At 59.2% G+C, this 24,823-nt stretch carries 22 protein-coding genes and 3 pseudogenes; 16 read left to right on the top strand and 9 right to left on the bottom strand.

The features are described from left to right. Positions 1-13: 13 nt before the first annotated feature. Together nifW and nifV are read right to left on the bottom strand one after the other, a co-directional pair. Positions 14-352 carry a nitrogenase stabilizing/protective protein NifW gene (nifW, locus tag BN2475_RS19735; protein WP_094781189.1) on the bottom strand — a complete coding sequence of 113 codons (339 nt, stop codon included), beginning with the start codon at positions 350-352 and terminating at the stop codon, positions 14-16. A gap of 42 nt (positions 353-394) precedes the next feature. Next, positions 395-1,531 (bottom strand): homocitrate synthase, encoded by a 1,137-nt coding sequence (gene nifV / locus BN2475_RS19740; protein WP_094781190.1) that lies wholly within the window; start codon positions 1,529-1,531, stop codon positions 395-397. 463 nt (positions 1,532-1,994) lie between these two features. On the opposite strand from nifV, the gene nifB reads away from it, so the two are divergent. The 8 genes and pseudogenes from nifB (at position 1,995) to BN2475_RS19780 (ending at position 6,828) form a co-directional block, all read left to right on the top strand. After that, the gene (gene nifB / locus BN2475_RS19745) at positions 1,995-3,596 is read left to right on the top strand and encodes a nitrogenase cofactor biosynthesis protein NifB (protein WP_094781191.1); all 1,602 of its coding nucleotides are present in this window, start codon (positions 1,995-1,997) and stop codon (positions 3,594-3,596) included. Positions 3,597-3,664: 68 nt separating this feature from the next. Further along, the gene (locus tag BN2475_RS19750) at positions 3,665-3,859 is read left to right on the top strand and encodes a 4Fe-4S binding protein (RefSeq protein WP_094781211.1); all 195 of its coding nucleotides are present in this window, start codon (positions 3,665-3,667) and stop codon (positions 3,857-3,859) included. Positions 3,860-3,925: 66 nt separating this feature from the next. Then, on the top strand, positions 3,926-4,330 hold the full coding sequence (locus BN2475_RS19755; RefSeq protein WP_094781192.1) for a HesB/IscA family protein: 405 nt from the start codon (positions 3,926-3,928) through the stop codon (positions 4,328-4,330). Between the two features lie 33 nt (positions 4,331-4,363). Then, a pseudogene (locus tag BN2475_RS36360) lies at positions 4,364-4,693 on the top strand (nitrogen fixation protein NifZ); the annotation flags it as partial. A gap of 105 nt (positions 4,694-4,798) precedes the next feature. Next, positions 4,799-5,047, top strand: a pseudogene (locus tag BN2475_RS19765) (nitrogen fixation protein NifZ); the annotation flags it as partial. 129 nt (positions 5,048-5,176) lie between these two features. After that, a complete protein-coding gene (nifT, locus tag BN2475_RS19770; RefSeq protein WP_094781193.1) occupies positions 5,177-5,395 on the top strand; it encodes a putative nitrogen fixation protein NifT in 219 nt (72 codons plus the stop codon). Position 5,396: 1 nt separating this feature from the next. Then, complete coding sequence (locus BN2475_RS19775; protein ID WP_094781194.1) at positions 5,397-5,675, top strand: hypothetical protein; 279 nt, start codon at positions 5,397-5,399, stop codon at positions 5,673-5,675. Further along, positions 5,665-6,828 carry a DegT/DnrJ/EryC1/StrS family aminotransferase gene (locus tag BN2475_RS19780; protein ID WP_094781195.1) on the top strand — a complete coding sequence of 388 codons (1,164 nt, stop codon included), beginning with the start codon at positions 5,665-5,667 and terminating at the stop codon, positions 6,826-6,828. The genes BN2475_RS19775 and BN2475_RS19780 overlap by 11 nt, the downstream gene beginning before the upstream one ends. Positions 6,829-6,924: 96 nt before the next feature. Here BN2475_RS19780 and BN2475_RS19785 read toward each other — a convergent pair whose 3' ends face one another. The 3 genes from BN2475_RS19785 to BN2475_RS19795 form a co-directional block, all read right to left on the bottom strand. Further along, positions 6,925-7,170 (bottom strand): FmdB family zinc ribbon protein, encoded by a 246-nt coding sequence (locus BN2475_RS19785; RefSeq protein ID WP_094781196.1) that lies wholly within the window; start codon positions 7,168-7,170, stop codon positions 6,925-6,927. Between the two features lie 13 nt (positions 7,171-7,183). Then, the gene (locus BN2475_RS19790; protein WP_094781197.1) at positions 7,184-7,804 is read right to left on the bottom strand and encodes an ankyrin repeat domain-containing protein; all 621 of its coding nucleotides are present in this window, start codon (positions 7,802-7,804) and stop codon (positions 7,184-7,186) included. Positions 7,805-7,894: 90 nt separating this feature from the next. Beyond that, the gene (locus tag BN2475_RS19795; RefSeq protein WP_094781198.1) at positions 7,895-8,503 is read right to left on the bottom strand and encodes a hypothetical protein; all 609 of its coding nucleotides are present in this window, start codon (positions 8,501-8,503) and stop codon (positions 7,895-7,897) included. Positions 8,504-8,963: 460 nt separating this feature from the next. Between BN2475_RS19795 and nifH the strand changes: the two genes are divergently transcribed. The 3 genes from nifH to nifK all read left to right on the top strand — a co-directional run bounded on the left by nifH (position 8,964) and on the right by nifK (position 13,018). Beyond that, positions 8,964-9,845, top strand: a complete 882-nt coding sequence (nifH, locus tag BN2475_RS19800; RefSeq protein ID WP_094781199.1) for a nitrogenase iron protein — start codon at positions 8,964-8,966, stop codon at positions 9,843-9,845. 78 nt (positions 9,846-9,923) lie between these two features. Next, positions 9,924-11,387 carry a nitrogenase molybdenum-iron protein alpha chain gene (gene nifD, locus BN2475_RS19805; protein WP_094781200.1) on the top strand — a complete coding sequence of 488 codons (1,464 nt, stop codon included), beginning with the start codon at positions 9,924-9,926 and terminating at the stop codon, positions 11,385-11,387. Between the two features lie 71 nt (positions 11,388-11,458). Continuing rightward, positions 11,459-13,018, top strand: a complete 1,560-nt coding sequence (nifK, locus tag BN2475_RS19810) for a nitrogenase molybdenum-iron protein subunit beta (protein WP_094781201.1) — start codon at positions 11,459-11,461, stop codon at positions 13,016-13,018. A 166-nt stretch (positions 13,019-13,184) separates the two neighbouring features. Here the strand turns inward: nifK and BN2475_RS19815 are convergent, their stop codons facing one another. Further along, complete coding sequence (locus BN2475_RS19815; protein WP_094781202.1) at positions 13,185-13,367, bottom strand: hypothetical protein; 183 nt, start codon at positions 13,365-13,367, stop codon at positions 13,185-13,187. Between the two features lie 49 nt (positions 13,368-13,416). On the opposite strand from BN2475_RS19815, the gene BN2475_RS36365 reads away from it, so the two are divergent. Then, on the top strand, positions 13,417-13,638 hold the full coding sequence (locus tag BN2475_RS36365) for a hydantoinase/oxoprolinase family protein (RefSeq protein WP_342744640.1): 222 nt from the start codon (positions 13,417-13,419) through the stop codon (positions 13,636-13,638). 1,011 nt (positions 13,639-14,649) lie between these two features. Here the strand turns inward: BN2475_RS36365 and BN2475_RS19820 are convergent. Further along, a pseudogene (locus BN2475_RS19820) lies at positions 14,650-14,792 on the bottom strand (IS481 family transposase); the annotation flags it as partial. A gap of 222 nt (positions 14,793-15,014) precedes the next feature. On the opposite strand from BN2475_RS19820, the gene BN2475_RS19825 reads away from it, so the two are divergent. Beyond that, positions 15,015-15,683, top strand: a complete 669-nt coding sequence (locus BN2475_RS19825; protein ID WP_094781203.1) for an OmpW/AlkL family protein — start codon at positions 15,015-15,017, stop codon at positions 15,681-15,683. A 178-nt stretch (positions 15,684-15,861) separates the two neighbouring features. Here the strand turns inward: BN2475_RS19825 and BN2475_RS19830 are convergent, their stop codons facing one another. Then, positions 15,862-17,247, bottom strand: coding sequence for an MATE family efflux transporter (locus BN2475_RS19830; RefSeq protein ID WP_245841422.1), 1,386 nt, complete (start codon positions 17,245-17,247; stop codon positions 15,862-15,864). Between the two features lie 953 nt (positions 17,248-18,200). On the opposite strand from BN2475_RS19830, the gene bcsA reads away from it, so the two are divergent. The 3 genes from bcsA (at position 18,201) to BN2475_RS19845 (ending at position 24,026) form a co-directional block, all read left to right on the top strand. Continuing rightward, entirely contained in the window at positions 18,201-20,309 is a 2,109-nt protein-coding gene (gene bcsA, locus BN2475_RS19835) for a UDP-forming cellulose synthase catalytic subunit (RefSeq protein ID WP_281254242.1), read from the top strand. A 100-nt stretch (positions 20,310-20,409) separates the two neighbouring features. Further along, positions 20,410-21,831 (top strand): hypothetical protein, encoded by a 1,422-nt coding sequence (locus BN2475_RS19840; protein WP_094781205.1) that lies wholly within the window; start codon positions 20,410-20,412, stop codon positions 21,829-21,831. Continuing rightward, positions 21,828-24,026 carry a tetratricopeptide repeat protein gene (locus tag BN2475_RS19845; RefSeq protein ID WP_094781206.1) on the top strand — a complete coding sequence of 733 codons (2,199 nt, stop codon included), beginning with the start codon at positions 21,828-21,830 and terminating at the stop codon, positions 24,024-24,026. The genes BN2475_RS19840 and BN2475_RS19845 overlap by 4 nt, the downstream gene beginning before the upstream one ends. A gap of 194 nt (positions 24,027-24,220) precedes the next feature. Here the strand turns inward: BN2475_RS19845 and BN2475_RS35650 are convergent, their stop codons facing one another. Then, positions 24,221-24,424, bottom strand: coding sequence for a hypothetical protein (locus BN2475_RS35650; RefSeq protein WP_245841423.1), 204 nt, complete (start codon positions 24,422-24,424; stop codon positions 24,221-24,223). Between the last annotated feature and the right edge of the window lie 399 nt (positions 24,425-24,823).

Raw genomic sequence — 24,823 nt, forward strand, 5'->3', positions numbered from 1 at the left:
GAGGTACTCCAGGTCAGGCGCCGCCGCGTGCCGGCAGCGACGCGCGCAGGTTGTCAAGAGAGACTAGCCGCCGTCCGTCCGCTTCCTGAAAAACTTTGAATACCTTTTGCTCCGCGGGCGTGGACACAACGAAGTCGTTGTAGGCCTTCTGCAGTAAGCCTCGATAGATGGCGAGCATGGCCGTCACGTTGTCACGCGGCAGTTCTTCCTGCTGCCTGGTGTACTGGAAGAAGCGCTTCAGAATGTGCAGGCGGCTCACGTTCACCACCCTCTCGTCGAAGGAGATGTCAAAGAATCGCAGAAAATCCTCGGCCGACGACAGGTGACGCACTTGTTCGATGACTCCTTGCATGCCGTTGCTCCTATTGGACAAGTTTGGCCGCGATAACCACACTCACGACACCTTCACTCGCGTGACGCGGGCTTCGTTCAGGAAGCGGCGCAAATCGCTTGCATTAGGTGCCTGCTTGTACCGCGTGGCGAAAGAGCGGATGCGTGCAAGCAGCAGCGGGACGAGCCGCTGCGACACTCTCACGCCCAAAGCGTCGTAGGCCTCACGCACACTTTGAGATCCAGAATGTTTCCCGAGTATCGTCGACCGTTGCCGGCCGAGCTCTGCTGGATCGAATCCCTCGTAGGTCGCGGGGTGCTTCGCGACACCGTCGGTGTGAATACCCGACTCGTGAGTAAAGACCCCCCTTCCGACGATGCTCTTGTTGAAGGAAACTGTGCGGCCTGATGCTTGTTCGACCAGCGACGAAATGTCGAACAGCGCTCCGGTGTCGACGCCAGTGTCTCGTCGCATCAGGTGCCGCGCGCCCATCACGACTTCTTCCAATGCTGCATTGCCGGCCCGCTCACCCAAGCCGTTGACGGTGGTGCTCGCATGGGTCGCGCCGGCCCTAAGGGCGGCCAGTGTGTTGGCTGTGGCGAGCCCGAAGTCGTCGTGCGCATGGATTTCGATCTCCAGGTCGACGGCACCGCGCAGCGCTGCAATGGTGTGGAAGGTCTTAAAAGGGTCCAGGATGCCGACAGTGTCGGCAAAGCGCACGCGCTGGGCCCCGTGCTGCTGCGCGCATCGAGCCACTTCTATGAGGAACGAGGGGTCCGCGCGCGAGGCGTCTTCCATGCCGAGGGAAATCTTGGAGTGACTTTTCGCTGCCTCGTCAACGATGCGTGCGATCTGCGCCAGTACCCAACTGCGCGACTGCCGCAGCTTGTGCTGCAAATGAATATCCGAAACCGGAACCGAAAGATGAATGATATCGGCATTGCAACGCAATGCCGCGGTGAGATCGTCGTCGGTGAGGCGCCCCCAAACCATCAGCCGGGCGTCGAGGTTCAGGTCGACAATTGCAGCGATCGACGCCATTTCGTCTTCGCCCATGGCAGGAATTCCGATTTCGAGTTCGGCCACGCCGGCTTGCGACAGTGCGGTGGCGATTGCGCATTTTTCCTCGGTCCGAAACGCGACGCCGGCGGTCTGCTCGCCGTCGCGAAGTGTCGTGTCATTGATGATCGGATTGAGCATGTCAGGTCTCTTGAGTTGTCGCCGATGGCGTGCAAGTGTTGTGCCAAGCGAGCATCTACAGTCGGAGCACGATTTTGCGGGGATGTTGACAGGCACTATGTCGGGTTATGACAGTGCATGGCCCGATTGTTTGTGTCGCGAATGTCCCGTTCCGGACAGTGCCGCCGGGCCTGAGGCGGCCCGATCGGTTGTATCCGAGAGCGGACAGTATGTTCGCACCCGTTCTCTCGCTGCATATTCAGAATAATTAGTTAAACAAAATAATTTGTTGCTGCAACACGGGTCGCATGCTCTTTGTCGTAACAGCGACAGAATAGGGCGTGGTTGTCGGGTTTGGGTGCCGACGCACGACAACAAGACTTATTGGAGCTCGCCGGACTCGCGTATTAACGGAGCTCGACCGAGTGGCATGGATCTCGCTATTACCTACCATGCAACCACTGCAGGTTGCGGGGAGATATTCATGCAAGATTGCGCGAATGCCAGCATGCTGCCCTCGACTGCCCGTATCGGCGTCAGGCAGGCACTGCCCTTAGTGCCGACCGTAGACGCACTCGTTCGGGGTGGCGGTTGTGGTTCATACGGCGGCACAGGCAAGTCGAACTGCGATTCGTCCGACCCACCCGCGAGTATGTCGGCAGAAGTATGGGAAAAGATCAGGAATCACCCATGTTATTCGGAAGAGGCGCATCGCCATTATGCGCGCATGCATGTGGCGGTGGCACCGGCCTGCAACATCCAATGCAACTACTGCAACCGCAAATATGACTGTTCGAACGAGTCGCGGCCTGGTGTCGTGTCGGAGAAGTTGACGCCGGAGCAGGCCGTGAAAAAGGTGATGGCCGTCGCGGCCCTGATTCCGCAGTTGACCGTGCTCGGCATCGCGGGTCCGGGGGACTCGCTCGCCAATCCGAAGAAAACTTTCGACACGTTTCGCATGCTTCGTGAGCGCGCTCCGGACATCAAGCTATGCCTGTCAACGAATGGCCTCGCGTTGCCAGACTTTGTCGACGAGATCTGCAAAAACAACATTGACCACGTGACGATCACCATCAACATGGTCGATCCCGTTGTCGGCGAAAAGATATATCCGTGGATTTTCTGGGACCACAGACGAGTCACGGGCAAGGAGGCCGCGCGTATCCTTCACGAGCGGCAAATGCGAGGGCTGGAGATGCTGACCGCACGTGGCGTACTGACGAAGATCAACTCGGTGTTGATCCCGGGCATCAACGAGGAACACCTGATCGAGGTAAATCGCGAGGTAAAGAAGCGCGGCGCGTTCCTGCATAACATCATGCCGCTGATCTCAGACCCTGAGCATGGCACGTATTTCGGCCTGCACGGCCAGCGCGGCCCCACTGCCCGCGAGCTGAAGGCGGTGCAGGACGCTTGCATCGGTGGTGTGAACTTGATGCGCCATTGCCGGCAGTGCCGCGCGGATGCCGTAGGCCTTCTCGGCGAGGACCGCCATAAGGAGTTCACGCTCGACAGGATTGACCACATGGAAGTCGAATATGACCTCGACTACCGCCTGGAATATCAGCACCGCGTGGAAGCTCAACGCAATGCGCAGCGCGAGGCGATACAAGAGGCACTAGCCTTCGTGCAGGGGAGCGAAGTGCCGGGCGACCTGAAGGTCCTGATCGCCGTTGCGACGAAGGGAGACGGGCGCGTGAACGCGCATTTCGGGCATGTCTCCGAGTTCCAGATTTTCGAGGTCAGCGCTACCGGAGTGTTCTTTGTCGGCCACCGCCGCGTGGAGTCTTATTGCCAGGGCGGCTATGGCGACGAAGAGGGCCTACCGCCGCTCATACGCGCGATCAACGATTGCCATGCCGTGCTGGTCGCAAAGATTGGCTTGTGTCCGCGCAAGGAGCTATCGCACGCGGGCATCGAGCCGGTAGACCAGTACGCCCACGAAACCATCGAAAAGGCCGCGCTTGCATGGTTCACCGACCATTGCAGCCGTCTCGCCAGGGGCGAGATCGTGCACGAGGAACGCGGCGACGCCGCAACCCGGCAGAACACGTTACCGACTTCGATGGCAGATGGCGCTGTTTGAGCGTCAGGCAGGACAGTCATACCTGCCGCGCGCGGGTTATACAGACCATCATCGCAAGGAGTGCCCTTATGGCCTTGAAGATCATTGCCTCGACCTGCACTGGCTGCTCGGCCTGCGAGCCGCAGTGCCCAAATGTTGCCATCGGCGAGAAAGGTGGCGTCTTCGCAATCGATCCGAAGAAATGTACGGTGTGCGAAGGACAGTTCGATAGTCCGCAGTGCGTAGCGGTGTGCCCCGTGGACGGGTGCATCGTGCCGGCCTGACACCGCTGCCGCGCGCATCGCACTACCGGCATTCTAACGATTGCTCAATTTGACGAGATCGACATCATGTTGCCCAACTTTACCGTTACACCTGCCGCCGAAAAGTTCATGCGCCGTATCGTGCGCTTTTCCGGTTTGCCATCTGGTGCGGGCTTTCGTCTGCTTGTGAACTCCGGCGGTTGCTCTGGATATGAAACCGAATTCAGCGCCGTAGCCGAGGCGCAGCCAGGCGACGAGGCGATGGAGGTCAATGGCCTGCGTCTTTTCCTGCCGGCAGAAAGCCGCGTTTTGCTGGATCGCGTGACGATCGACTTCGTCGATACGCCGGATCGGTCGGGTTTTGCGTTCATGAAGGCCGATCAGGGGTCGGGCGTCGCCGCCAGCGCGGGCGCGAGCGAGCTCACTGTCGCGCGGGTGGACGTGGGTGCGATTGGACGCGGTCGTCCCCTGTTGCCACGGCAAGTATCGTGAAGTACGCAGTTCGGCCTTTCACGGAAGCAGATCATGGGTGACGTGGACAACGACGATGCCATCGAGATCACATTTGCGCCGCGCTTCAGGATCGGCGAACGCGTCATTTCTCGCTCCTCGATCCGCAACGACGGTACGTACACCGGCAAGGACATGGGCGAGCTGCTTGTAAGCAAAGGCGACGTGGGCTACGTCACCGGAATCGACACGTTCCTGCAGCGGTTCTACATCTATGCGGTTCACTTTGTTGAAAGCGATCACCGCGTCGGCATGCGCGCGAAGGAACTATGCACGCTCGACCACCTTCCCGAAGACGTGATCGCGTATCTGGGCGAGCGCGCCGGCGATCTTCGCTGGATCGGTCTAGGTAACGCCCACAGCGAAGGTGGCGCGGGGACAGCAACCTCGGGCGCGCGCAACACATCGAGGATGCATTGGATGATCTCTGATTCGCTAGAGCCAGTCTATCCGTGGGGAATGCGCGTGGTGGCACTGCACGACCTTTGCAACGACGGCGGTTATCCCGGCCTGGGCCAACGTGAGTGTCTTGTGAGGGCCGGCGCGCTCGGCGAGATCGTCAATGTGGGGCATGTGGTCAAGACTGGCGAACCGGTGTACCTCGTCGAGTTTGATGGGCGGGCGGTCGGCTGCATGGAGGACGAAATTGCTCCTGCCGCGCTCGGACCATTGCGCGAGAAAGACGAGTTCGGCCTATGAGAGTTCACATGTTCGTCGCTGGACGTTCGTCACCTGCGGCCAGCGTTGCCAAGTTTGCTTGCGCCGCTAGTTCAAAGCGATACGCGTTCGTACGGCGCGAATTTTCCAACCAACCCAGGAGGTCTCAACGTGAAACTCATGATCCGAAAGGACGGAAAGGGCATACTCAGCGCCTACGTGCCGAAGAAGGATTTGGAGGAGCCGATCGTCTACATCGCTCAGGTGCCGATGTGGGGTGGACTCATTACGCTCGCAAACGGCTGGCAGTTCCAGTTGCCGGAGCTGGCGGCCGACACTACGCTTCCGGTCACTGTAGAAGCGCGGCGCGTGGCGGGCGGGCACGACTGACATGGCGCTCACTGCAGATCAGATCAATGCAATAACAGAGTTGATTCTCAACGAACCGACGCTGCCGGAAGCTGCGGCAAGTTGGCGCAAGCGTTATCCCGACGTGCGTGTCATTCGGATCAGCGCGGTCGAACTGCGCAATGAAAAGCCAGTTATCGAGTTTCGTGGCCGCCGCGTCTACCTCGCGACGTCGACAGGGGTTTGCGTCTCCGTGACGACAGAGGCAAGTGAGGCCAATATGCTCATCATTGCCGAAGAGGGAGTCTGCGATGGCGACTGACCAAATTACACTTAGCGAGCCAGCCTGCGGGGCGAGAGAGATTGAACTCGTTCATGCGGTACTGCAATCTTCGCGTTGGAGCGATGGACCAATGCTCGACTCGTTTGAGGCTGCATTTGCCGGCTGGAGCGGCCGCGCCCATGCGGTTGCCGTGGCGAGCGGGACGCTCGGCACCTGGATGGTGCTGCGTGCGCTTGGTATCGGTCCGGGCGACGAAGTTATCTGCCCATCGCATACGTGGCATCAGGTCGCGCACGCGATCACATTGGCAGGCGCGGCACCGGTGTTTGCCGATATTGATTATTGGAGCGGCTGCCTGGACGTGACCAAGGCTCAGCAGAAGATTGGTAAGCGCACGCGTGCAATCCTTGCTGGCAATACCAACGGGCATCCCGCGGCCTGGGGACCGTTGCGCGAACTAACCGATGCGAATGGTCTCAGTCTGATCGAGGACAGCACTGAGTCGCTCGGGTCGCGCTATCGGGGGCGCGGTGTGGGATCGTTCGGCAAAGTGACGGTGTTCGACTTTTCGGCACCCTCGGCCTTATGCGCGGGAGAAGGCGGCATGCTGGTCACTGACGACGAAAGCCTGGCGTACGAATTGCGTTACCTGCGCCGGCGCTTGAGCGCGGACCGCAAGTCGGTGTCGCTCGGTGCCCGTGTGCCGTTGCAGGCGGGCATGAGTGAGCTGACCGCCGCGCTCGGCCTGGCACAGCTGGCCGGGCTCGACGAACGGCTCGCCCAACGCAAGCGCGTGGAAGCCTGGTATCAGGAAGCGATGGAAACCTTCGAGGGTATCAAGCCACCGTATCAGGCGGAGGACGTGGAAGAAGTGCACTGGATGCTTTATGTCGTGCACCTGGGCAAGCGGTTCACCCATAGCGCGCGTGCCCAGATGATCGACGACATGCAGGCTTGCGGCATAGAAACGGCGGCCTACAGTCATCCGTTGCACGAGCAGTTCCACTACATGAGGGCCGCCGACGTTATCGGAGGCCGGCGTGGCTCCCTGCCTGACACGGAGCGGATTGGCGACCGGGCACTTGCATTGCCGCTGCACACTCAGCTTGGTGCACACGACGTGAGGTACATCGTCAAGACATTGAAGGACACAGCGACCAACGTCGGTGCCGGGGCCGCAATCTACCTCTAGCTCATCGATTGGCGCTTCTCTTCCTGGCTAGATGCGGAGAAGGTGGTAGCCCGCTGTGCTGGTGCTGCGCCTCTTTAACTCCCTCTTTAACTCCGTTTAACTCCGGCGCAGGAATTCGCTGCGCTCCTCAGCCGAGTAGTTGCTGAAATGTCCTTCCCGCGCGGCCTGGCGGCGTGCCGCCGTGATGATCGCCTTGCTGCGCACAGGGGCGGATGGTGCACTGACCTGTTTATCCAGCTCGGTACTGCGGCGACAGCGCGGACAGACAGGCGTCGTGCCAGCGCGCACCAGTGTTTCGAAACGCAACCGGCAGTTGCGGCATACATAGTCGTAGAGCGGCATAAGGAGTCTCTGTTCAGCGGGGAGCGCTATCCGGCAAGACGCTACCCGCGGTCCCTGGTTGCGTTAGTTCGGCGCTGTGCCGATCGGCGGCGCGGAGCGATCCCCGCTTGGCCTCTCTGAGTTGGCCTACGGTAAGGAATAGCTGTAGTCCGAAATCCGCGGCCATGTCGAATGCGTTTCGCCCGTCGGGCGCAACGAGACTGTCGCTCGCACCGAGCGACATCAACAACCACATAACCTCGACCCGGCCGCTGGCGGCGGCCTGCATCAGGCACGTGATGTCGTTCCCATTCGCGTGATCAATGTCGAGGCCGGCCCCGATCAACCGTAGGATCGGCGCGGGCGCGCCGCCCAGACATGCGTACCAGAGCGCATGGTTACCTCCGTCGTCGAGCGCGCCGACGCATGCACCTTCGTCGAGCAACGCTGCGACTATGTGGTCTTCGCCGTGCAGCGCCGCCAGCATCAGCGGCGTCATGCCGTGAATGCTGCGCGATTGAGTGTCCGGGAAGTCGTGTGCAGATAGCCATTTAGCGACCGCTGAGCACGCAGGAGTTTGCCGATCCGCGTCGGCGCGTGGGGTGTCACTACGGCTCGCGCTTTCATGTGGGACAGTGTCGGTGACCAGTGACATGATTGCACTCCGGCTAAGTGGATAAGCGTCGCCGTCACGTTGGGGCGCACGGCTGCAATTCGATGCGCTCGACGCGCGCCGAAACGAACGTCAGACTGGCCTGTTTTCGTTGGGATTACGAACCGGTCCCATCAGTTCGAGTCCTTCCGCGTAACTGATCGTGTCAAAGGACAAGTCGACCAGCATCCCGGCGTCGGCGACCGCGTCGAGCTTACCGGCCGTGTCTTTCTTCTTCAGCTGGCTCTTCTCCAGGTATAGGAGCTCGAGCATCTCGTTGTAGACCGTCGATTCCACAATCGGTAGAACGTAGAACATCGCTCCTTTGTATGGCACCTGATAGCGACTGGACAGATCGATGTTGTCGCAGAACAGGAAATACTTTCCGCTGGCCGAGAGGGCGTCGCCGAGCACCTCCGCGACATCCCTCAGGTGTTCGAAGCTCAGTAGCCAACCGGCGAAGAACGGGAGGTACGGGTCGCCGACGTCGGCCACCGCCATGACCTGCTCGCAAGAGAGCTCGGGCGGGCGCGCCTCGTCGGCGAGCCTCGGCCCGAAGCGTAGCGCGAGTTCGCCGCGAAAGCCGATCCGGCGAGGCGTGTTCGTGTGCCCCTTGAACACTGCGTTGAGGAGTCGGCCCTCGTGCTGCAGACGGGCAAATGGAGTTTCATCGAGTTCGTGGCGGCTGAGCGTATCAGTCATCAGTATTCCTCTTTTCTAAACTTCTGGAGCGCCCGCGAATCTGGGCGCTGGTTCGTTCGTCAGCGAGATGGCAGAGAAGTTTGCAGGGAAGTTTGCAACATCCGTACCAGCGCCAAAGTCGGCCTAGGCGCCGCTAAACAGGCTAAAGCGGGAAAGGCGGCCCGGTACGGCCAATGTCGTTTGCGACAAAACGCGCGGTTTGTCGGGAAGACGACGTCGAGAACGTCGGAGAGCGCAATTTCGGAAAATTTGCTGAAGGCCGGATTTAGCAATCGTTTCGACGATTCGTGCGCCGATGGCACGAAAGCTGCACGAGACGTGGCCGCGCGGACACAATCCGGCCGATGCGTGACTCGATAGAAAAAGACCATACGAACACCGCAGGCTGAGGACATGGTCGCGGCTTTGCAGCCCTGATTCGCAACCTTGGTTTCACCTTCTATCTCAATGGAGTACGACAATGTCTCAACTTCGGCAAATCGCCTTCTACGGAAAAGGCGGCATCGGCAAGTCCACCACGTCGCAGAATACTCTCGCGGCGCTGAGCGACCTCGGGCAAAAAATCCTGATCGTAGGGTGTGATCCAAAGGCTGATTCGACACGCTTGATACTGCACGCGAAGGCGCAGGACACGATCCTCTCTCTCGCGGCGGAAGCCGGTTCAGTCGAGGACCTCGAACTCGATGACGTAATGAAGATCGGCTACAAGGACATCCGCTGCGTGGAGTCGGGTGGTCCTGAGCCGGGCGTGGGCTGCGCGGGCCGCGGCGTCATCACGTCGATCAATTTCCTCGAGGAGAACGGCGCGTATGACGGTGTCGACTACGTGTCGTACGACGTGCTCGGCGACGTGGTGTGCGGTGGCTTCGCGATGCCGATACGCGAGAACAAGGCTCAGGAGATCTACATCGTGATGTCGGGCGAGATGATGGCGATGTATGCAGCGAACAACATCTCGAAAGGTATTCTGAAGTACGCAAACAGCGGCGGCGTGCGCCTGGGCGGCCTCGTTTGCAATGAGCGCAAGACCGACAAGGAGCTCGAGCTTGCTGAATCGCTCGCGACGATGCTCGGCACGAGGCTGATCCACTTCGTGCCGCGCGACAACATCGTCCAGCACGCGGAACTGCGGCGAATGACCGTGATCGAGTACGCGCCGGACAGCTCACAGGCGCACCAGTATCGCGCGCTTGCCGAGAAAGTTCATAACAACGGCGGCAATGGCGTGATCCCGACGCCGATCACGATGGACCAGCTCGAAGACCTGCTGATGGAGAAAGGAATCATGGTGCAGGTCGATGAGACGCAAGTCGGCAAGACCGCGGCCGAGCTGACCACCTGACGAATGCTGGACGACGGTTGCCGTGCGGCTTACGGCGGCCGATTCCGGCGATGACATTCTCCATTTACAGGATATGCAATGACCGCGACGGTTGAAGAACGTAAGGCCGCTAACAAGGCCCTCATCGACGAAGTGCTGCGAGTTTACCCAGAAAAGATGGCCAAGCGGCGGGCCAAGCATTTAGGTTCCTTCGAGCAAGGCAAGCCCGACTGTGGGGTGAAGTCCAACATCAAGTCGCTGCCGGGCGTGATGACGATTCGCGGCTGCGCGTATGCGGGCTCGAAGGGCGTCGTCTGGGGGCCGATCAAGGACATGATTCACATCAGTCACGGGCCTGTCGGCTGCGGCCAGTACTCGTGGGGCTCGCGCCGCAATTATTACGTCGGCACGACAGGGATCGATACGTTCGTCACAATGCAGTTCACGTCCGATTTTCAGGAGAAGGACATCGTATTCGGCGGCGACAAGAAGCTCGACAAGATCGTCGACGAGATTCAGGAACTGTTTCCGCTCAACAGGGGCATCTCGATCCAGACCGAGTGTCCGATCGGTCTCATCGGTGACGACATCGAGGCAGTCTCGAAGAGGAAAAGCACACAGTACGGAGGGCACACGATCGTGCCGGTGCGCTGCGAGGGCTTTCGCGGTGTATCGCAGTCACTCGGACACCACCTCGCGAACGATGCGATCCGCGATTGCGTGTTCGACCAGGCGGACCCAAACAAGCGGTCCGCGCTCGAGTCGACTCCGTACGATGTCGCGATCATCGGTGACTACAACATTGGCGGTGATGCGTGGTCAAGCCGCATTCTGCTTGAGGAGATGGGGCTGCGCGTGATCGCGCAGTGGTCAGGCGATGGCACGCTCGCGGAACTCGAAAATACGCCGAGATCCAAGCTGAACCTGCTGCACTGCTACCGTTCGATGAACTACATTAGCCGACATATGGAGGAGAAGTATGGGATTCCGTGGGTCGAATATAACTTTTTCGGTCCGACAATGATCGAAAAGAGCCTGCGTGAGATTGCGAGCCGATTCGACGACACAATCAAGGCGAACGCCGAGAAGGTGATCGCCAAATACCGCCCGTTGATGGATGCGGTCATAGCGAGGTATAAGCCACGTCTGCAAGGCAAAAAGGTGATGCTGTTTGTAGGCGGCCTGCGCCCGCGCCATGTTATCGGCGCGTACGAAGATCTCGGCATGGAAGTCGTCGGCACTGGCTACGAGTTCGCCCACAACGACGACTACCAGCGCACGACGCATCACGTGAACGACGGCACGCTGATCTACGACGACGTGAGCGGATACGAATTCGAGAAATTCGTCGAACACACGCGGCCAGACCTCGTCGGCTCGGGCATCAAGGAGAAATACGTCTTTCAGAAGATGGGCGTGCCCTTCCGCCAGATGCATAGTTGGGATTATTCAGGCCCATACCACGGTTACGACGGCTTCGCGATCTTTGCGCGCGACATGGACATGGCGATCTCGAGTCCAGTCTGGAGCCTATCGAAGGCGCCATGGAAAAAGGCTGCCTGATCGCAGCGTGCCCTTAGCGGCGCCGCGGTGCCGACAGACGGCTGTCCAGATTATCGATTCAGGAGCGAGTCATGCCCCAATCCAGCGACAACATTCTCGATCACGAACTGCTGTTTCGGGAGCCTGAGTATCAGGCACTCCTTCGCAACAAGAAGGAAAATTTCGAGTTCAACCATCCTGAGGAGGCGGTGAATCAGATCGCCGAATGGACAAAGACTGAGGATTACAAGCAGAAGAACTTTGCCCGCGATTCCCTGATGGTGAATCCAGCAAAGGCATGCCAGCCTCTTGGCGCCGTGTTCGTGGCGAACGGTTTCCACAAGACGCTGCCGTTCGTGCACGGCTCACAGGGCTGCGTGGCTTACTATCGCTCGCATTTCTCGCGACATTTCAAGGAGCCGACGTCGTGCGTCAGTTCGTCGATGACCGAGGACGCGGCGGTGTTTGGCGGTCTGAACAATATGATCGACGGCCTTGCGAATGCGTACAACCTCTACAAGCCCGAGATGATCGCCGTATCAACGACATGCATGGCAGAGGTGATCGGCGACGACCTCGACGCGTTCATCAAGAACAGCAAACAGAAGGGCAGCGTGCCGCAAGACTACGATGTACCGTTCGCCCACACGCCCGCGTTTGTCGGCAGCCACGTGACCGGCTACGACAATGCGCTACTGGGCATCTTGAAGCACTTCTGGAACGGCAAGGCGGGCACTGTTACACCGCTCGTGCGTGTGCCGGACGAGAGCGTGAACTTTATCGGTGGATTCGACGGCTTCGTAGTCGGTAACATGAAGGAAATTCGACGCATCTTCGATCTGTTCGGCGTGACGGTCAACATCATCTGCGATCCGTCCGATACATGGAACACGCCAACCGATGGCGAGTTCCGGATGTACGAAGGCGGAACCACGAAGGAGGACGTCGAGCGTGCGCTGAACGCGAAGGCAACGTTCGTCTTCCAGGAGTATTGCTGCGAGAAGACGAGCAAGTTCATCGCTGAGCACGGCCAGCAGGTGGTCTTGCTAAATGCGCCTGTCGGCGTTGCGGGCACTGACCACTTCCTTATGGAGATTTCGCGCATAACTGGCAAACCGATCCCCGCTGAACTGGAAAAGGAGCGGGGGCAGCTCGTCGATGCCATGGCGGACAGTCAGGCGAGCCTCCACGGCAAGCGATATGCACTTTATGGCGATCCCGACCAGATGCTTGGATACACGAAATTCCTGCTCGAACTGGGCGCAGAGCCAGTACACGTGCTCTCGACCAACGGCAACGACGGCTGGGCGGAGAAGGTCAGAGCGTTGTTGGACGCGTCGCCATATGGTGCGGGATGCAAGGTCTATCCGAAGTGCGACCTCTGGCACCTGCGCTCGCTGCTATTCACAGAGCCAGTGGATTTCCTTATTGGCAACACACATGGGAAGTACCTGGAGCGCGACACTGGGACACCCCTCGTGCGACTCGGATTCCCTATTTTCGACCGCCACCACTATCACCGCTACCCGACTTGGGGGTATGCCGGCGGATTGCGAATTTTGCTGGCGCTCCTTGATGAATTTTTCGAAACGCTGGATGCGAGTACGATTGATATTTCGAAGACCGATTACAGCTATGACATCGTTCGCTGACGGCGGTGTAGCTCTCACCAGGCTCCATATGGTGCGATCGGACGCGGGCAGGTGCTGGCCCGCCAGAAAGTGGCGCTCACTGCTTTTGACATAATGGTGTTGACATCGTGGGCTTCCCCTGCGGCGGTCCCACGGTGTTTCGCACCTCGAAGCGCAAAGGCAACAATCACAACATAGCGGCAAGCGCAGCGGTTATCGCGATTTCTGCGTCGGTGCCTCGAAGGAACTCGTGGAGATCGCCTTCGGCGACTTCATCGATGTCAAGCGTAAGTAACCTTTCCGCGTTCGCTTTTGGATCGTCAACGGCGACGGGAGCGTTCGTCCACTGTTGTGCACGGTTGCCTTTCATCGTCTACTCTCATGGTTAGCCACCGGTGGCGGCTCAATCTGCTGTGCCGATGGATGTGTGCTGCGCGATTTGCCCGCGGGGTTCCGGAGCGCGTCCGGGTTTTGCTTGGGGCGAACATGGTGGAACCCGGCCGAAGTTGACTGATGCATACCTGCTTCTTGGTCTGATTCGTCCAGACTATTGCCTTGAAAGGCGGGTGACGCTGTATCTCGCGACGGCGCAGGCCGCGACGCGGCGCCACAGCGGCCCCTGCCGATCGGCGCGGGCTTGATGCTGCCCACACTTAGCGCGCCCTTTGATCGCATGGTGATTTGCAGGTGGGCTTCTGGAAAACACAGAGACTATGACCAGGGTCCTTCATTGTGGCCGCGCGGCACACGGTGGGTACCTAGTGGCCGCACTTGCGGAGAAGGGTTTCATCGCGCTGACATCCTGGAAGCGCAGTCGGGATTTATCGACGCATGGACGGGTCGACAGGTGGGCCGCATTAATCAACAGGGACTGGCGGAGGGTCGGCATTTCTCGCTCAACGTCCTGCATCAAGCCATATCCATGCATGCGGTAGCGTCACATGGGCATTGATGGAGCAATTCTAATTCAACGCCCATATGCATTCAATCCGGCGAGAATCCAGCAAGTCACGTGTTCGGTTTGCGAAGAGTGCAGTCATTACTTGCGGTTTCCAACTCCAAAGGAGTTGCATCGAAGCCACGTTTAGTCTGCCCGACAGATGCGGTGGGATTCGTGCGCCGAAAAGTGACACTCTGAGCATTTTGAGGCGACTGCACTTGATCGCGAAGAGATAGCCCATGCTTGTCCCAAAAGTGCACATAGTTCCTCGCATGAATGGAGACGGGGGCGGGAAGCATCGAGGTTGTCCTAAAGGCCGGACTGCGCGTCTCGCCATGCAGGGGACGCTCCGCATGGATCTCCGCAAGATCCAACAATCGGGATGACATTGTTGGACGCTCAGACGATCTCTAACGCGCCTGAAGAGGTGCTCGCCACACTGTCCTGAAGAAAGTCGAAGTTCGAGAGGTAGCGAGAAATTGAAATTCATCGACCTGCTGCGAGGTGCTTGCGAGCGCGTTGCTGGTGTCGCAGCGGGGGAGGGTGAAAGATGGGCGCTGCTCCTGGCGGACGCATGCGATGCGTGATCTGTGCGATTCACAGACATCGTTTCACTTTCCTGGAGACCTTTTTCTCGGCTTGTCAATCGTCCATTCGCGGTGCCGAATCCGCTCCTTCAATGTGTCGCAAGCGCTTGCCACCTGTTCCGCTAGAGGCGTGATCTCGCCCAGTTCCGTCGCGGGCAGCTGGCCAGCACGTGGAAGCGCGAACTTCATCGATGGCCTTGTACTAGTAGACGCCGCGCGCGATCTTCATCGTATCGATCTGGACACGATCGCCTGGAACGGGACGCGCCTTGCATGCCTGCGCCGCCAACGGGATTCGTCTTCTGCGGTCGTGAAGCGCTGCCACGCGGCTGCGAGATATGGAGCGCGCACGGTTGCGAGAGTTCCTATGGCCCGCCCGTGACCCGACGCCGTAGGCAGGTACGCCTTAAAACGTCAGTTGATTGCGGTCAACGCTGTCAGTCACAGAGTCCGACACACTGCAGAGGTTTGATGGCGACAGGTAACGATCATGCAAAAGCAAATCCGTATTATCGCTGCAGTAATTTGCCTTGCCGCAGCATTTGGGCAATCTCCGGCTCGCGCGGCGGGCGACGGCGAAGTGTTGGCCTCAGCCGCTGGCAGTGCAGCGGCTGGCATACATGCGGGCGATTGGCTGGTTCGCCTCCGGGCAATCAGCATTGAGCCGCAAGTTCGCACGACCAACACGCTGTCCGCGCTCGATGTCGGCGTAAACAACGCGCTCGTGCCGGAAATCGACTTCACCTACATGGTACGAGACAGTATCGGCATCGAATTGATTCTTGGTACCTCGCGTCATCACGTGACGTCGAGCCTGGGCAACCTCGGTGGCGTCGGCGTGCTACCCCCGACATTGCTGTTGCAGTATCGCTTCAATCATGACGGGCGCATTCGCCCGTATATCGGTGCCGGGCTCAGTTACACGCTCTTCTATAACAATGGGTTGAATGCGGGAGGTCAACCGATCTCCATAGACAACCACAGCATCGGTCCGGCACTGCAGGCCGGGGTCGACGTGCAGGTGACAAAAAAGCTTTTCGTCAACGACGACATCAAGAAGATTTGGATGAGGACGGACGCATCGCTTGGCGGTTCGGCAATCGGCACTTTACATATCGATCCGCTCGTCGTCGGTTTAGGTGTAGGGATGAAGTTCTAGCCGTTGCGGGTGCGGAGCGCCGGTAGGTTCAGGCGAACGGCACCCGGAGATCTGCTGCAGGGCGACGTGCGAGCACAAACGAGAAAGCAGTGAAGGGAATGGGGCATCAATGCAAGCTCACGACGCGTCATCCAGCAATCGGGAGTCAACTGTGGAACACTCCCAGCGCGAGAAGTCATCAAGTACATTGAGAAATAATTCGTTGCACGTGCTTGCGAATTGCTTTATTGCCACCGACAGCAACCAGTGACAAGATCAGTGCGCTCGGCAGCAAACCAAAAAAAACGCCGCACCAGACCCCGGCCGCTGGCACTAGATTCACGCTACCGAGCCAAAGCCGTTGCGTCGCGAAACCGTCTCCCAGAATTGCAACACCTATCCACAGGCTGATTATCTGCATAAATGCGGGAAACGCATTAATGCCAAGTGCACGCAGAGCCGCGGCGGCACTAGTTTGAAGGCAGTCGGCGAAAATCACTAATGACAGGAAGATGAGAATTTTATTCGAGATCGCCAAAACTTTCTCGTCCGCCGTATGAAGTCGGAAGACAGCGGCTCCAAAAAGCATATGTAAAATTAAAAGTGAGAAGCCGACTGCTATCGTGACGAAAATCGCTGTTCTTGCTTTGCGTCCCGCTCCAATTGGTCCCTCGAGCCCAAGGGCGTGACTTATCTTGACAGAAACTAAAACTGCAAGAGAAGAGGCCAACGTGTACCCGACGTTATAGAGGTTAGAGACGATTTGATGGGCACTTAGCTGGTCAGCGTCGAACTTGCTTATCAATATTGCCATGTAACCGAATGCTGCAACTTCGGAAAGCGTCGAAAATGCGACTGGGAGGCCGGTCCTCAAGAGAGCCACCAACTCAGATCGCTCTCGAGATAAAACAAAATTAAATCGGAATACGGAAAACCGTCTATCGAATAGAAACAGAAATATGGCGGCTATGCACATAATATAGAAGGAAATGGTAGTTGATAGTGCACAACCAGTCAGGCCAAGGTGAAAGTGTGGGCTGTCGACCAGTGTTAGGGACAGGGTAACTTTTGCTATCAAACCGACACCCTGCAGTAGCGTAATATGGATTGTGGCCCGAATCGAGTTCGCGATGCAGGCGATAATTCGAAAGAGGGTAGATGGCAAGATGCTAAACGTGAGAGTATCAAGATAATTTTTAGCTTGGGCTGCTAAATAAGGTGATTGGTTCGACCAATGATGGATTGTCGAAAAATACTTCAGAACAAAAAAAACGAATAAGGCAACAAAAAATCCCGACGCAAATCCATAGTAAGCGATGTGTTTTAGTGTTGCTACGGATTTTTCTGCAATAAATCTCGTGGCGTTTATGGTGATCGAAGAAAAAAACGCGGTCATGGTTACACTAAGTGGACCGTAAATCGCGTGCCCCAGTGCCAAGCCACCGAGTAGATCGGGCCGCCTGTTGGCGACGATAAGAACGTCGGCTACCGAATAGGCAACTACGAGCAGTTGCCCGACCCAGATTGAAAAGAAGAAAGAAAGATCGCGGTTTAAATTGACTAAAGATGGTTCATGTTCGGTCACTTGAAGTCTCCGGTGTCAAGAAACCCGCACCCTGGACGCATATGCAAAGCGCTGTTCTCCTTTCACAAAATTGCAATTCGAATGACAGGTGGCGGAGAAACCCCTCGGCTAAATGAAAACGAATGCCGATGTGCAGATCCGACATCGCTGCCAGCAGAAACCAGCAACAATCGCGCCAACTGCAAAAAAGCAGTCAAAAAGTGTTCCGACTGCCATGCCAATGGTGGAATAGAGCACCGTGGGCGCCCGGCTGAACACCATTGTGTCGCGGACTCGACAAAGCCCACATCTGCTGCTGGGTTGTCGAGTTCGCGACATATCGGTAGGTGCTCTGATCCGTCTATAAAAACTTCCGTTTTGACAAATGGGTTTGATCGGTCATCGCTCAGGATGTCGAGGGCGCGAATGGCGGTGGGACAGACTGCACGCGTACAAATGGCTCGGTGAAGACAGGGCGATAGTGCCGTCGCTGAAAGTTCAGGATGATTGAACCAGCGATTAAGGTCGAGAGGATTGACGCGGCAACCGTGGTCCAAGATTTTTGCCGCCCCCCCTGTGGGTCAGGTTTCAGTCGGCGTTGACAGATATACGCGGCAGGCGTCATTCACGCGCTGGTTTACGGCGCAGTTCGGCAAGACGCCGCGCGCATGGCGAACAGCCCAAACGAAATGACTGCAGTGGTGGCGGGGCAGCCGAGATCAGGCCGATAGCCAAGACAATAGGGAGCGAAAGACGTAGATCATCAAGTCCGTGCCTCGCTGCTCCCTCCGTGAATGGCTTCATGGAACGGCTGCACCCCAAGTGCAATACCGCCGAGCGCAATGCCCCATATCAGACGCCTTGCGATTGCTCAGATGCCCCCCTGCCGGACAAGCACTGCCCAGATAGCGCGATCGGCTGTGAGCAATTATGATCATATGAAACTTCGTCGCTTATGGCTTTGGGTTCCAGACATGCGATCCAAAATGCAGCAGATTATCGCGCTCACTCTGTTGGTGACGCTGGCCGCACTCGCGGTGCTATCAGTTGGCTTGCCTCGCCCGCAGACCCACGCGTGGATCTTTCTTGCATTGTTCGGGCTGCTCGCCTACGTGCAAACGCCCAGAACGCGACCCGTGCTGCTCGTCTTCAGCAGCTTCGTGATCATCCGTTACATCGCGTGGCGCTTCGAAGCATTTCCAATACATGGCAGCCTGCCCTCGAAGCTCGCTGCAGCAGCCCTTCTCGCGGCTGAACTGTACTGCATGGGCGTCGTGCTGCTGGGATATTTCGTCAGTGTCCGGCCGCTCGAGCGTGGGCCTCTGCCGCTGCCAGTCGATGACGCACTTCCCTTTGTCGATATATTCATTCCGACTTACTCGGAACCGCTCTGGGTCGTTGCCCCCACCGTATGCGGCGCATTAGAGATCGATTATCCGAAAGAGCGCGTTCGCGCGTACGTCCTCGACGACGGCTTCCCGCGATCCCAAGCCGCGAAAAGTGCGGAGCAACGCCAGGCGCTCGCCGAACGCTCCGAGCAGTTGAAGTCGCTGTGCAAAAGACACGGTGCCATCTATCTGACGCGCGATTCAAACGAGCATGCAAAAAGCGGCAATCTGAATGCAGCCATGCAACGCACGTCTGGCGATCTGATGGCGATCCTCGATGCGGATCATGTGCCGACGCGGGACTTCCTGCGTTCTACTGTGGGTTTTTTTGTCCATGACGCGAAGACCGCTTTGGTGCAAACCCCGCATTTCTTCACCAACCCGGACCCGCTCGAGAAAAACCTCGGACTCTTCAACCAGATGCCGGCGGAGAACGACCTGTTTTACCGTGCAGTTCAACCGGGCCTCGACACCTGGAATACCTCGTTCTTCTGCGGCTCGGGTGCGCTCGTCCGGCGCGCGGCCATCGAGGAGATTGGTGGCTTTTCAACCGAGTCAATCACCGAGGACGCGTCGACGTCAGTCAAGCTGCATCAGCGAGGCTGGCGTTCGGTGTACCTGGGTCGGCCGATGGTGGCGGGTTTGCAACCCGAGACAGTTGCCGGGTTTCTCGTCCAGCGAATCCGCTGGGGCGTTGGCATGATGCAGATACTCATGAGGCAGAATCCGTGGTTCGTCCGCGGTCTGTCGCCTACCCAACGGCTGTGCTATTTTTCCGTCGGACTCTTCTGGTTCTTCCCGTTCGCTCGCCTGGTCACATTCGCAGTTCCGATTATCGGCATCGTATTCAAGCTGCAGATGTACCCAGGGGGCACCGACAACCTCGTCGGCTACACGCTCCCTTATCTCGTCGTCGCGCTATTGACGGCAGAACGGCTGAACGGACGATTCCGGCGTATCTTTTCGTCCGAGCTCTACGAGACGCTCCAGGCGTTCTACATGCTGCCCGCGCTGGTGGGTGCACTTTTGCGGCCCAATGCCCCGACGTTCGCCGTCACGCCCAAGGGCGAGCAGAGCCAGAGCGACGTCATCAGCGAGTTCCGCCTGCCGTACTACGGCATGTTCGTCATCAGCGCGATTGGCCTGGTCTGGGGCATCGTCAGGATCATCCTCGAACCCGATGCCCGACCCATCCTCACGGCAGCCGTGCTCTGGATAGGCTTCAACCTCTTCCTCAGCCTCGGTGCGCTTGGCGCGTTACTGGAGAAGGCCCAGCGTCGTACGAGGCCACGGGTCAATATCGACGAGACGATCACCATCATAGGGGAATTCGGCGAGACGCAGGTGCAGCTCCTCGATGTCAACGAGTTGGGCATGCGAATACGCGTGCCGGAAGGGCTGATGCTGGATCGCTTTGAAGTTCGGTTCCAGCGACATCTGCTGGCGGCGCACGCGATCGCTCCGGTCGACAAGACGACTGGCGATTGTGTCGCGCTTTACGCACCAAGGACGCCCGAAGAGGAACGGGCAGCCGTTGTTCTCGCGTACGGCGATAGCGAACGCTGGCTGCGGCTCTGGAAACAGCGGGAGGCGTCGACAAACCTTGTGCGGTCCTTGCTGGGCATGCTGGTCATTTCGCTCAGGGGCGCACATGCGCATCTCAGTCATGTGGGCCGCAAGGGCTTCCGTGGTTAGTCGGCTCGCGCGCGCGGCCGTTGTCGCCTGGCTGCTAGGCCTCAGCGCACTGCCTGCAGCAGCGCAGAGCATAACAAGACCGTTTTCCTCGCTCCGGTCGGTGGACGGTGCCGCCGCCGCGGCGCATGCGCTTGTCGTCGAGCTGTCTGCGCGAGAAGCACTGAGCGGCGTTCATCTCAAGCTCGCGTCGGACGTTGCACCCGAGGCGGGAGCGCGGTATGTCGTGTGGGTCAACGGGGCGCAGGTGGCACAGGCCGATGCAAAGGGCCAGGTGCAAACCATCCCGCTTCCGCCACAAGCTTTCGTGCCGGGGACCAACAGCATTCAACTGGCACGCGTGCCGCACTCCGAAAAGATCGCCGCAGAGACGGCGTACTCCGATATCGCGCCCATTGACAATATGCGCTCATCCATCTCGCTGGACTTTGCGGGGCTGCGCCCAAATCCAGCGCCGACCCTCGCGCAGCTTCCGCTGGCGTTCGACGCCCGGTCATGGATGCCGCGCAACGTTACTGTTGTGTTGGGAAGCGGGTTGCCGTCACCTCAGCGGCTACAGGCGGCCACGCTCGCGGTCGAAAGCATCGCCGCACGCATGAGGCAGGTCGATGTCACGGTCGCATACAAAGGCACGAGCCCGATCGTCAAACGGGAAGGCTCAGGTTCATGGGATATCGACAAGGACACCGCCCGCGCAGGCGACGTGCTGCTCGTGGGCACGCGCGACGCTCTCCAGAATGCGTTGTCTGAAGCTGTTGCTGAGGGTATCAACGGCCCGTTTCTCGGCGTCTACCCCGCCAACGAAGGCAGGTCCGTTGTCATGGTGCTCTCGGGCGTCACCGAGACCGATTGCCTGCGTGCCGCACAGGCGTTCGCCGACACCTCGAAGGCGTTCCCGAGACGCGCGGACATGACGCTCGACGCCGCAACGATTGTTCACGCTCCCCCGGCACATCTCGCCATCTCGCTCAGACATTCGGACACCGCGCTCGTGCGCGCCGCACTGAATTTCGCTGCGGTCCATGTCCGCGCAACAGGTGTGCTAGCGAACTTCGCATTCACGTTCTCGGGCGACTTCGCGAACGCCGACTTCTTTTTTGGCCCAGCCACGTCGCTCGACGCGCAGCAGCTTGGTCAACTGCCCTCGTTGCCGACCTTACAGCCAGGACAAGCGGTGTCCTTGTCGGGCCACTCCAGCGGGCGCCCGTTCGTTGCTGTCCTTGGCAGCAACAACGCCGCGGTGACTCATGCCATCGATATGTTGCGCCAGCCCGCGGTCTGGTCGCTGTTTGCGCAGGGAGCGACGCTCTTCGACTCCGCGACTGAATCGGCAAAGCCGCTCGCAGTCGCCGAGCGGTCACGCATTGCGCGTCTGCGCCTGCTTCTGGCCGATCCCCTGGTGTTCTGGTGCGCGCTGACGACACTGCTTGCGCTTTCGTACATCTTTCTGAATATGACGCTCAAGGAACAGGTGAAAAAGCGAATCAATCAATCCTCCTCTGCCGACCCATCGCCAAAACGATGACCACAAATCGCACGTTGATCGCCCTGGCTGCCGGCATTCTGCTCACATGGCAGGGTTTCGCCCGCGCGGAGCAACCGGGCTCATCGAAGTCCCCAGATCCCGCTTCCGGCAAGTCCGGCCGAGAGTCGGACGCGTGGGGTAATTCGCCGGCAGCGCGAGATTCCGTCAAGCTGGTCCAGCCACAGACGCCGCAAAGTGCCGTCAAGCCTGGCAAGCCGCGGGCAACAAAGCCGCTGAACGCCCACGTCCTTAGCGGGCAACCCGCGTACAGGGCGACGAAAGACCCGGTGTGCTCGAACCTGCCCGCGAAATGGGATTGCGCGCAAACGCTTGCGGAGGCAGGACGGACCGCGCAGGCCTATGGGCTCTACCTGGAACTGCTTCGCGCCTGCATGAATCCCGGCGAACTCTCGGGTACAGCATGGAAGGCGGCAAAAGCGCTGCCGCCGGCGGACGTGGACCGCCTGATTGCGGACCCCGTGTTCGAGAAGCCCTCGCTAAAGCAGGTCCGTAACGATCTGCGGCTGCAGCGCATGTACGCGGAGAACGAAGCGGGACACGATGCGAACGCCTTGGCCTACTCAAGAGCGCTTCGCGCAGATCCATCTGTCCAGCTGGATGCGTCGGCACTGGAAGTATCCGGCTGGCTCGAAGACCGCGCGCACGACGACCAGGCCGCAGAGGCGCTGTTTCGCGAGGCGCTGAAGACGGCGAAGGACCCGTCGTCGGCACGGCTCGGGCTCACGCTGTCGCTCATGCATCAAGAGCGGCTTGCGGAAGCAGAAGCCGAGTCGCGTGAGCTGTCCACGCAACAGGGCATGCGCCTGCACGCCACCATCGAGCTCGCCCTCGCCAAAGACTCGCACGACCCCGCACAGGTCGACGCTGCGCTCAAGCAGGTCGAAGCCGTCGGCGACCCGACGGAGCCAGCCACGCGTGCTCTCGCGGGCTGGGCGCTGCTCAATAGTGGTCGTCCCGCACGAGCCGAACAGATTTTCTCAAAGCTTCATGAGGCAGCGCCCGAAAACGACGAATACATACAGGGTCTGGTGTTTGCCGCGGCCGCCAACCGCGATTATGGAACGCTCGGCACGATTGTGAACGAGAGCCCCGGGAATATTCCACCGTCTGCCCGCCAGACGCTGGCCGATCACGACGCGCGCCTGGGACTCTACGACCGCGCTCGAGCCCTGATCGGTCATCCGTCCGAGGGGCAGGAGCCATCGCTGCAATCGCTGTTCACGCTGGATCGGAAATCCGGCACGGCCGGACAGGACAAGCTGACTGTCTGGACCATTCCGCAACTTTCGGTCACGATGCTGGCGTCTCCATCGTTGACCGTGCGTATCGACGGCACCGCGCTTCGACTGGACGACGGTGTGCATCATGCGTGGGGGAAGCAACTGGGCGCTACGATGCGTACCGAGGTAGGTCAAGGCGTGCTGTTTGCCGGCGCGGAACTCGAAAAGCCCGGCGAAGGACCCGTCCAGTTGCTTGGCAAGGTTCAATATCAGTGGATTGACGAAAGCGAAGACGAGTTCTTGCGGCTGACCTTAAGCCGCGACAGCATCTACGATTCGCTTCGCGCGTTCGAGGGTGCACCTTCCTCTGGAACCGGACCGGCCATTTCATCCTCCATTGAGATCGCCGCGCGGCAGGCAATTGGACGTAGTGCCTTCCATTTCGGCGAAACGCTGTCCGGCGGTGCTGTCACGGCAAGTGGAACTGCCGTCAATCCGTTTTATGCGGTCAGCCTCTCGCTCACCCGGGACTTTCGCGCGAAAGGCTGGAGCTGGCTCAATGCGGGGCCCGAGATACGCCTGAGCTCATACCGCTATGACGCCAACCGGTTCGACGGTCCGTATGGTGGCTACTGGAGTCCTGAATCGAATCGCGAGGCTGGCCTCGTCTTTTACGCGCAGTCCGATGAGGGCGGGACGTTTCTGTTCAAGACGGGTGGCCGGTTCGGCTACGCAACGCGCGAACTTTTCACAGGTCGCGCGTCGGGCGCATTTGGCGAGGACACCACGACCATCGCCGGACTGCTTGCCCGTCACCTGATCGTCGGTACCGGCATCGGATATCGCGCTTCGCCAGGCTACCACGACATGAGCGTCTTTGCCTGGCTGAAGATTCCGTTCGAGCCGCGCGGGCATCTCCGTGCGGCCGATCTCGTGACGCCGCGGGGTTTCTAGCGTTTTCGAGCTGTGGTGCGGTCGGGGCAGCGACGTGATCGCTGTTTTGGACACTGCAGTTCGATTCGAACCCAGGCGAACGTGAGCGCGAAGGCAATGTCTGCTGTCAAAGGCGGAGGCGCCGTCTGAGTGTCCAAGAGATTGAGCAAACGAATAACGGTTCATGGCCGCGATGTGCCGGTCTGCTGGGCAACTCAGCGGCCGTCAAAACAAGTCGGGCTATCAGATCGAAGTGCCTCTAACGGTTGCAGGACGTCGCGAATCGACAGCAGATCAGCGACGTATTGGTCTATCTTGTCGATGACGTCCGAGACCTGATCGACGAACGGCTCGTCCTGTGCGCCGACCGTCAGCCCTGCGTCGTTGATGAGCGTATGGGCGATGCTGTGCAGGCGCAACAGATCGTCCCGCAGGCCTTCCGGGTCGCAAAGGCTGGAACGTACCTCATCGAGCCTACACGGCGTCGAGCATCCGCGTCGTGTCGTAGCCCGCATCCAGTGCTTCCAGCACGGCGGTGTCCGCCTCACCATAGGGCGTCGCGGTCACCGCAGCTCTTGCGCTCATGGAATCGTTACCCCATTACGTCGTCAGGGCGGGCCGCCTGGCCAAATAGCGCGTCGTTAATCCAGCTCTCCGGCGTCCGAGCACCATCGAGTGCGCAGAAGCGACGGGGAACTGGCCAGCGAAATCCGTCAGGGACAGCGGCGCAGCCGCAGCGAAAGTCCGAATGTACGGTTGCAATCTAACTTCCAGTCATTGCGAACTGAAAGCTTGGCAAGCCGGGTGCGTTTAGGTTT

It is taken from the genome of Paraburkholderia ribeironis (assembly GCF_900019265.1).
Lineage (GTDB): Bacteria > Pseudomonadota > Gammaproteobacteria > Burkholderiales > Burkholderiaceae > Paraburkholderia > Paraburkholderia ribeironis.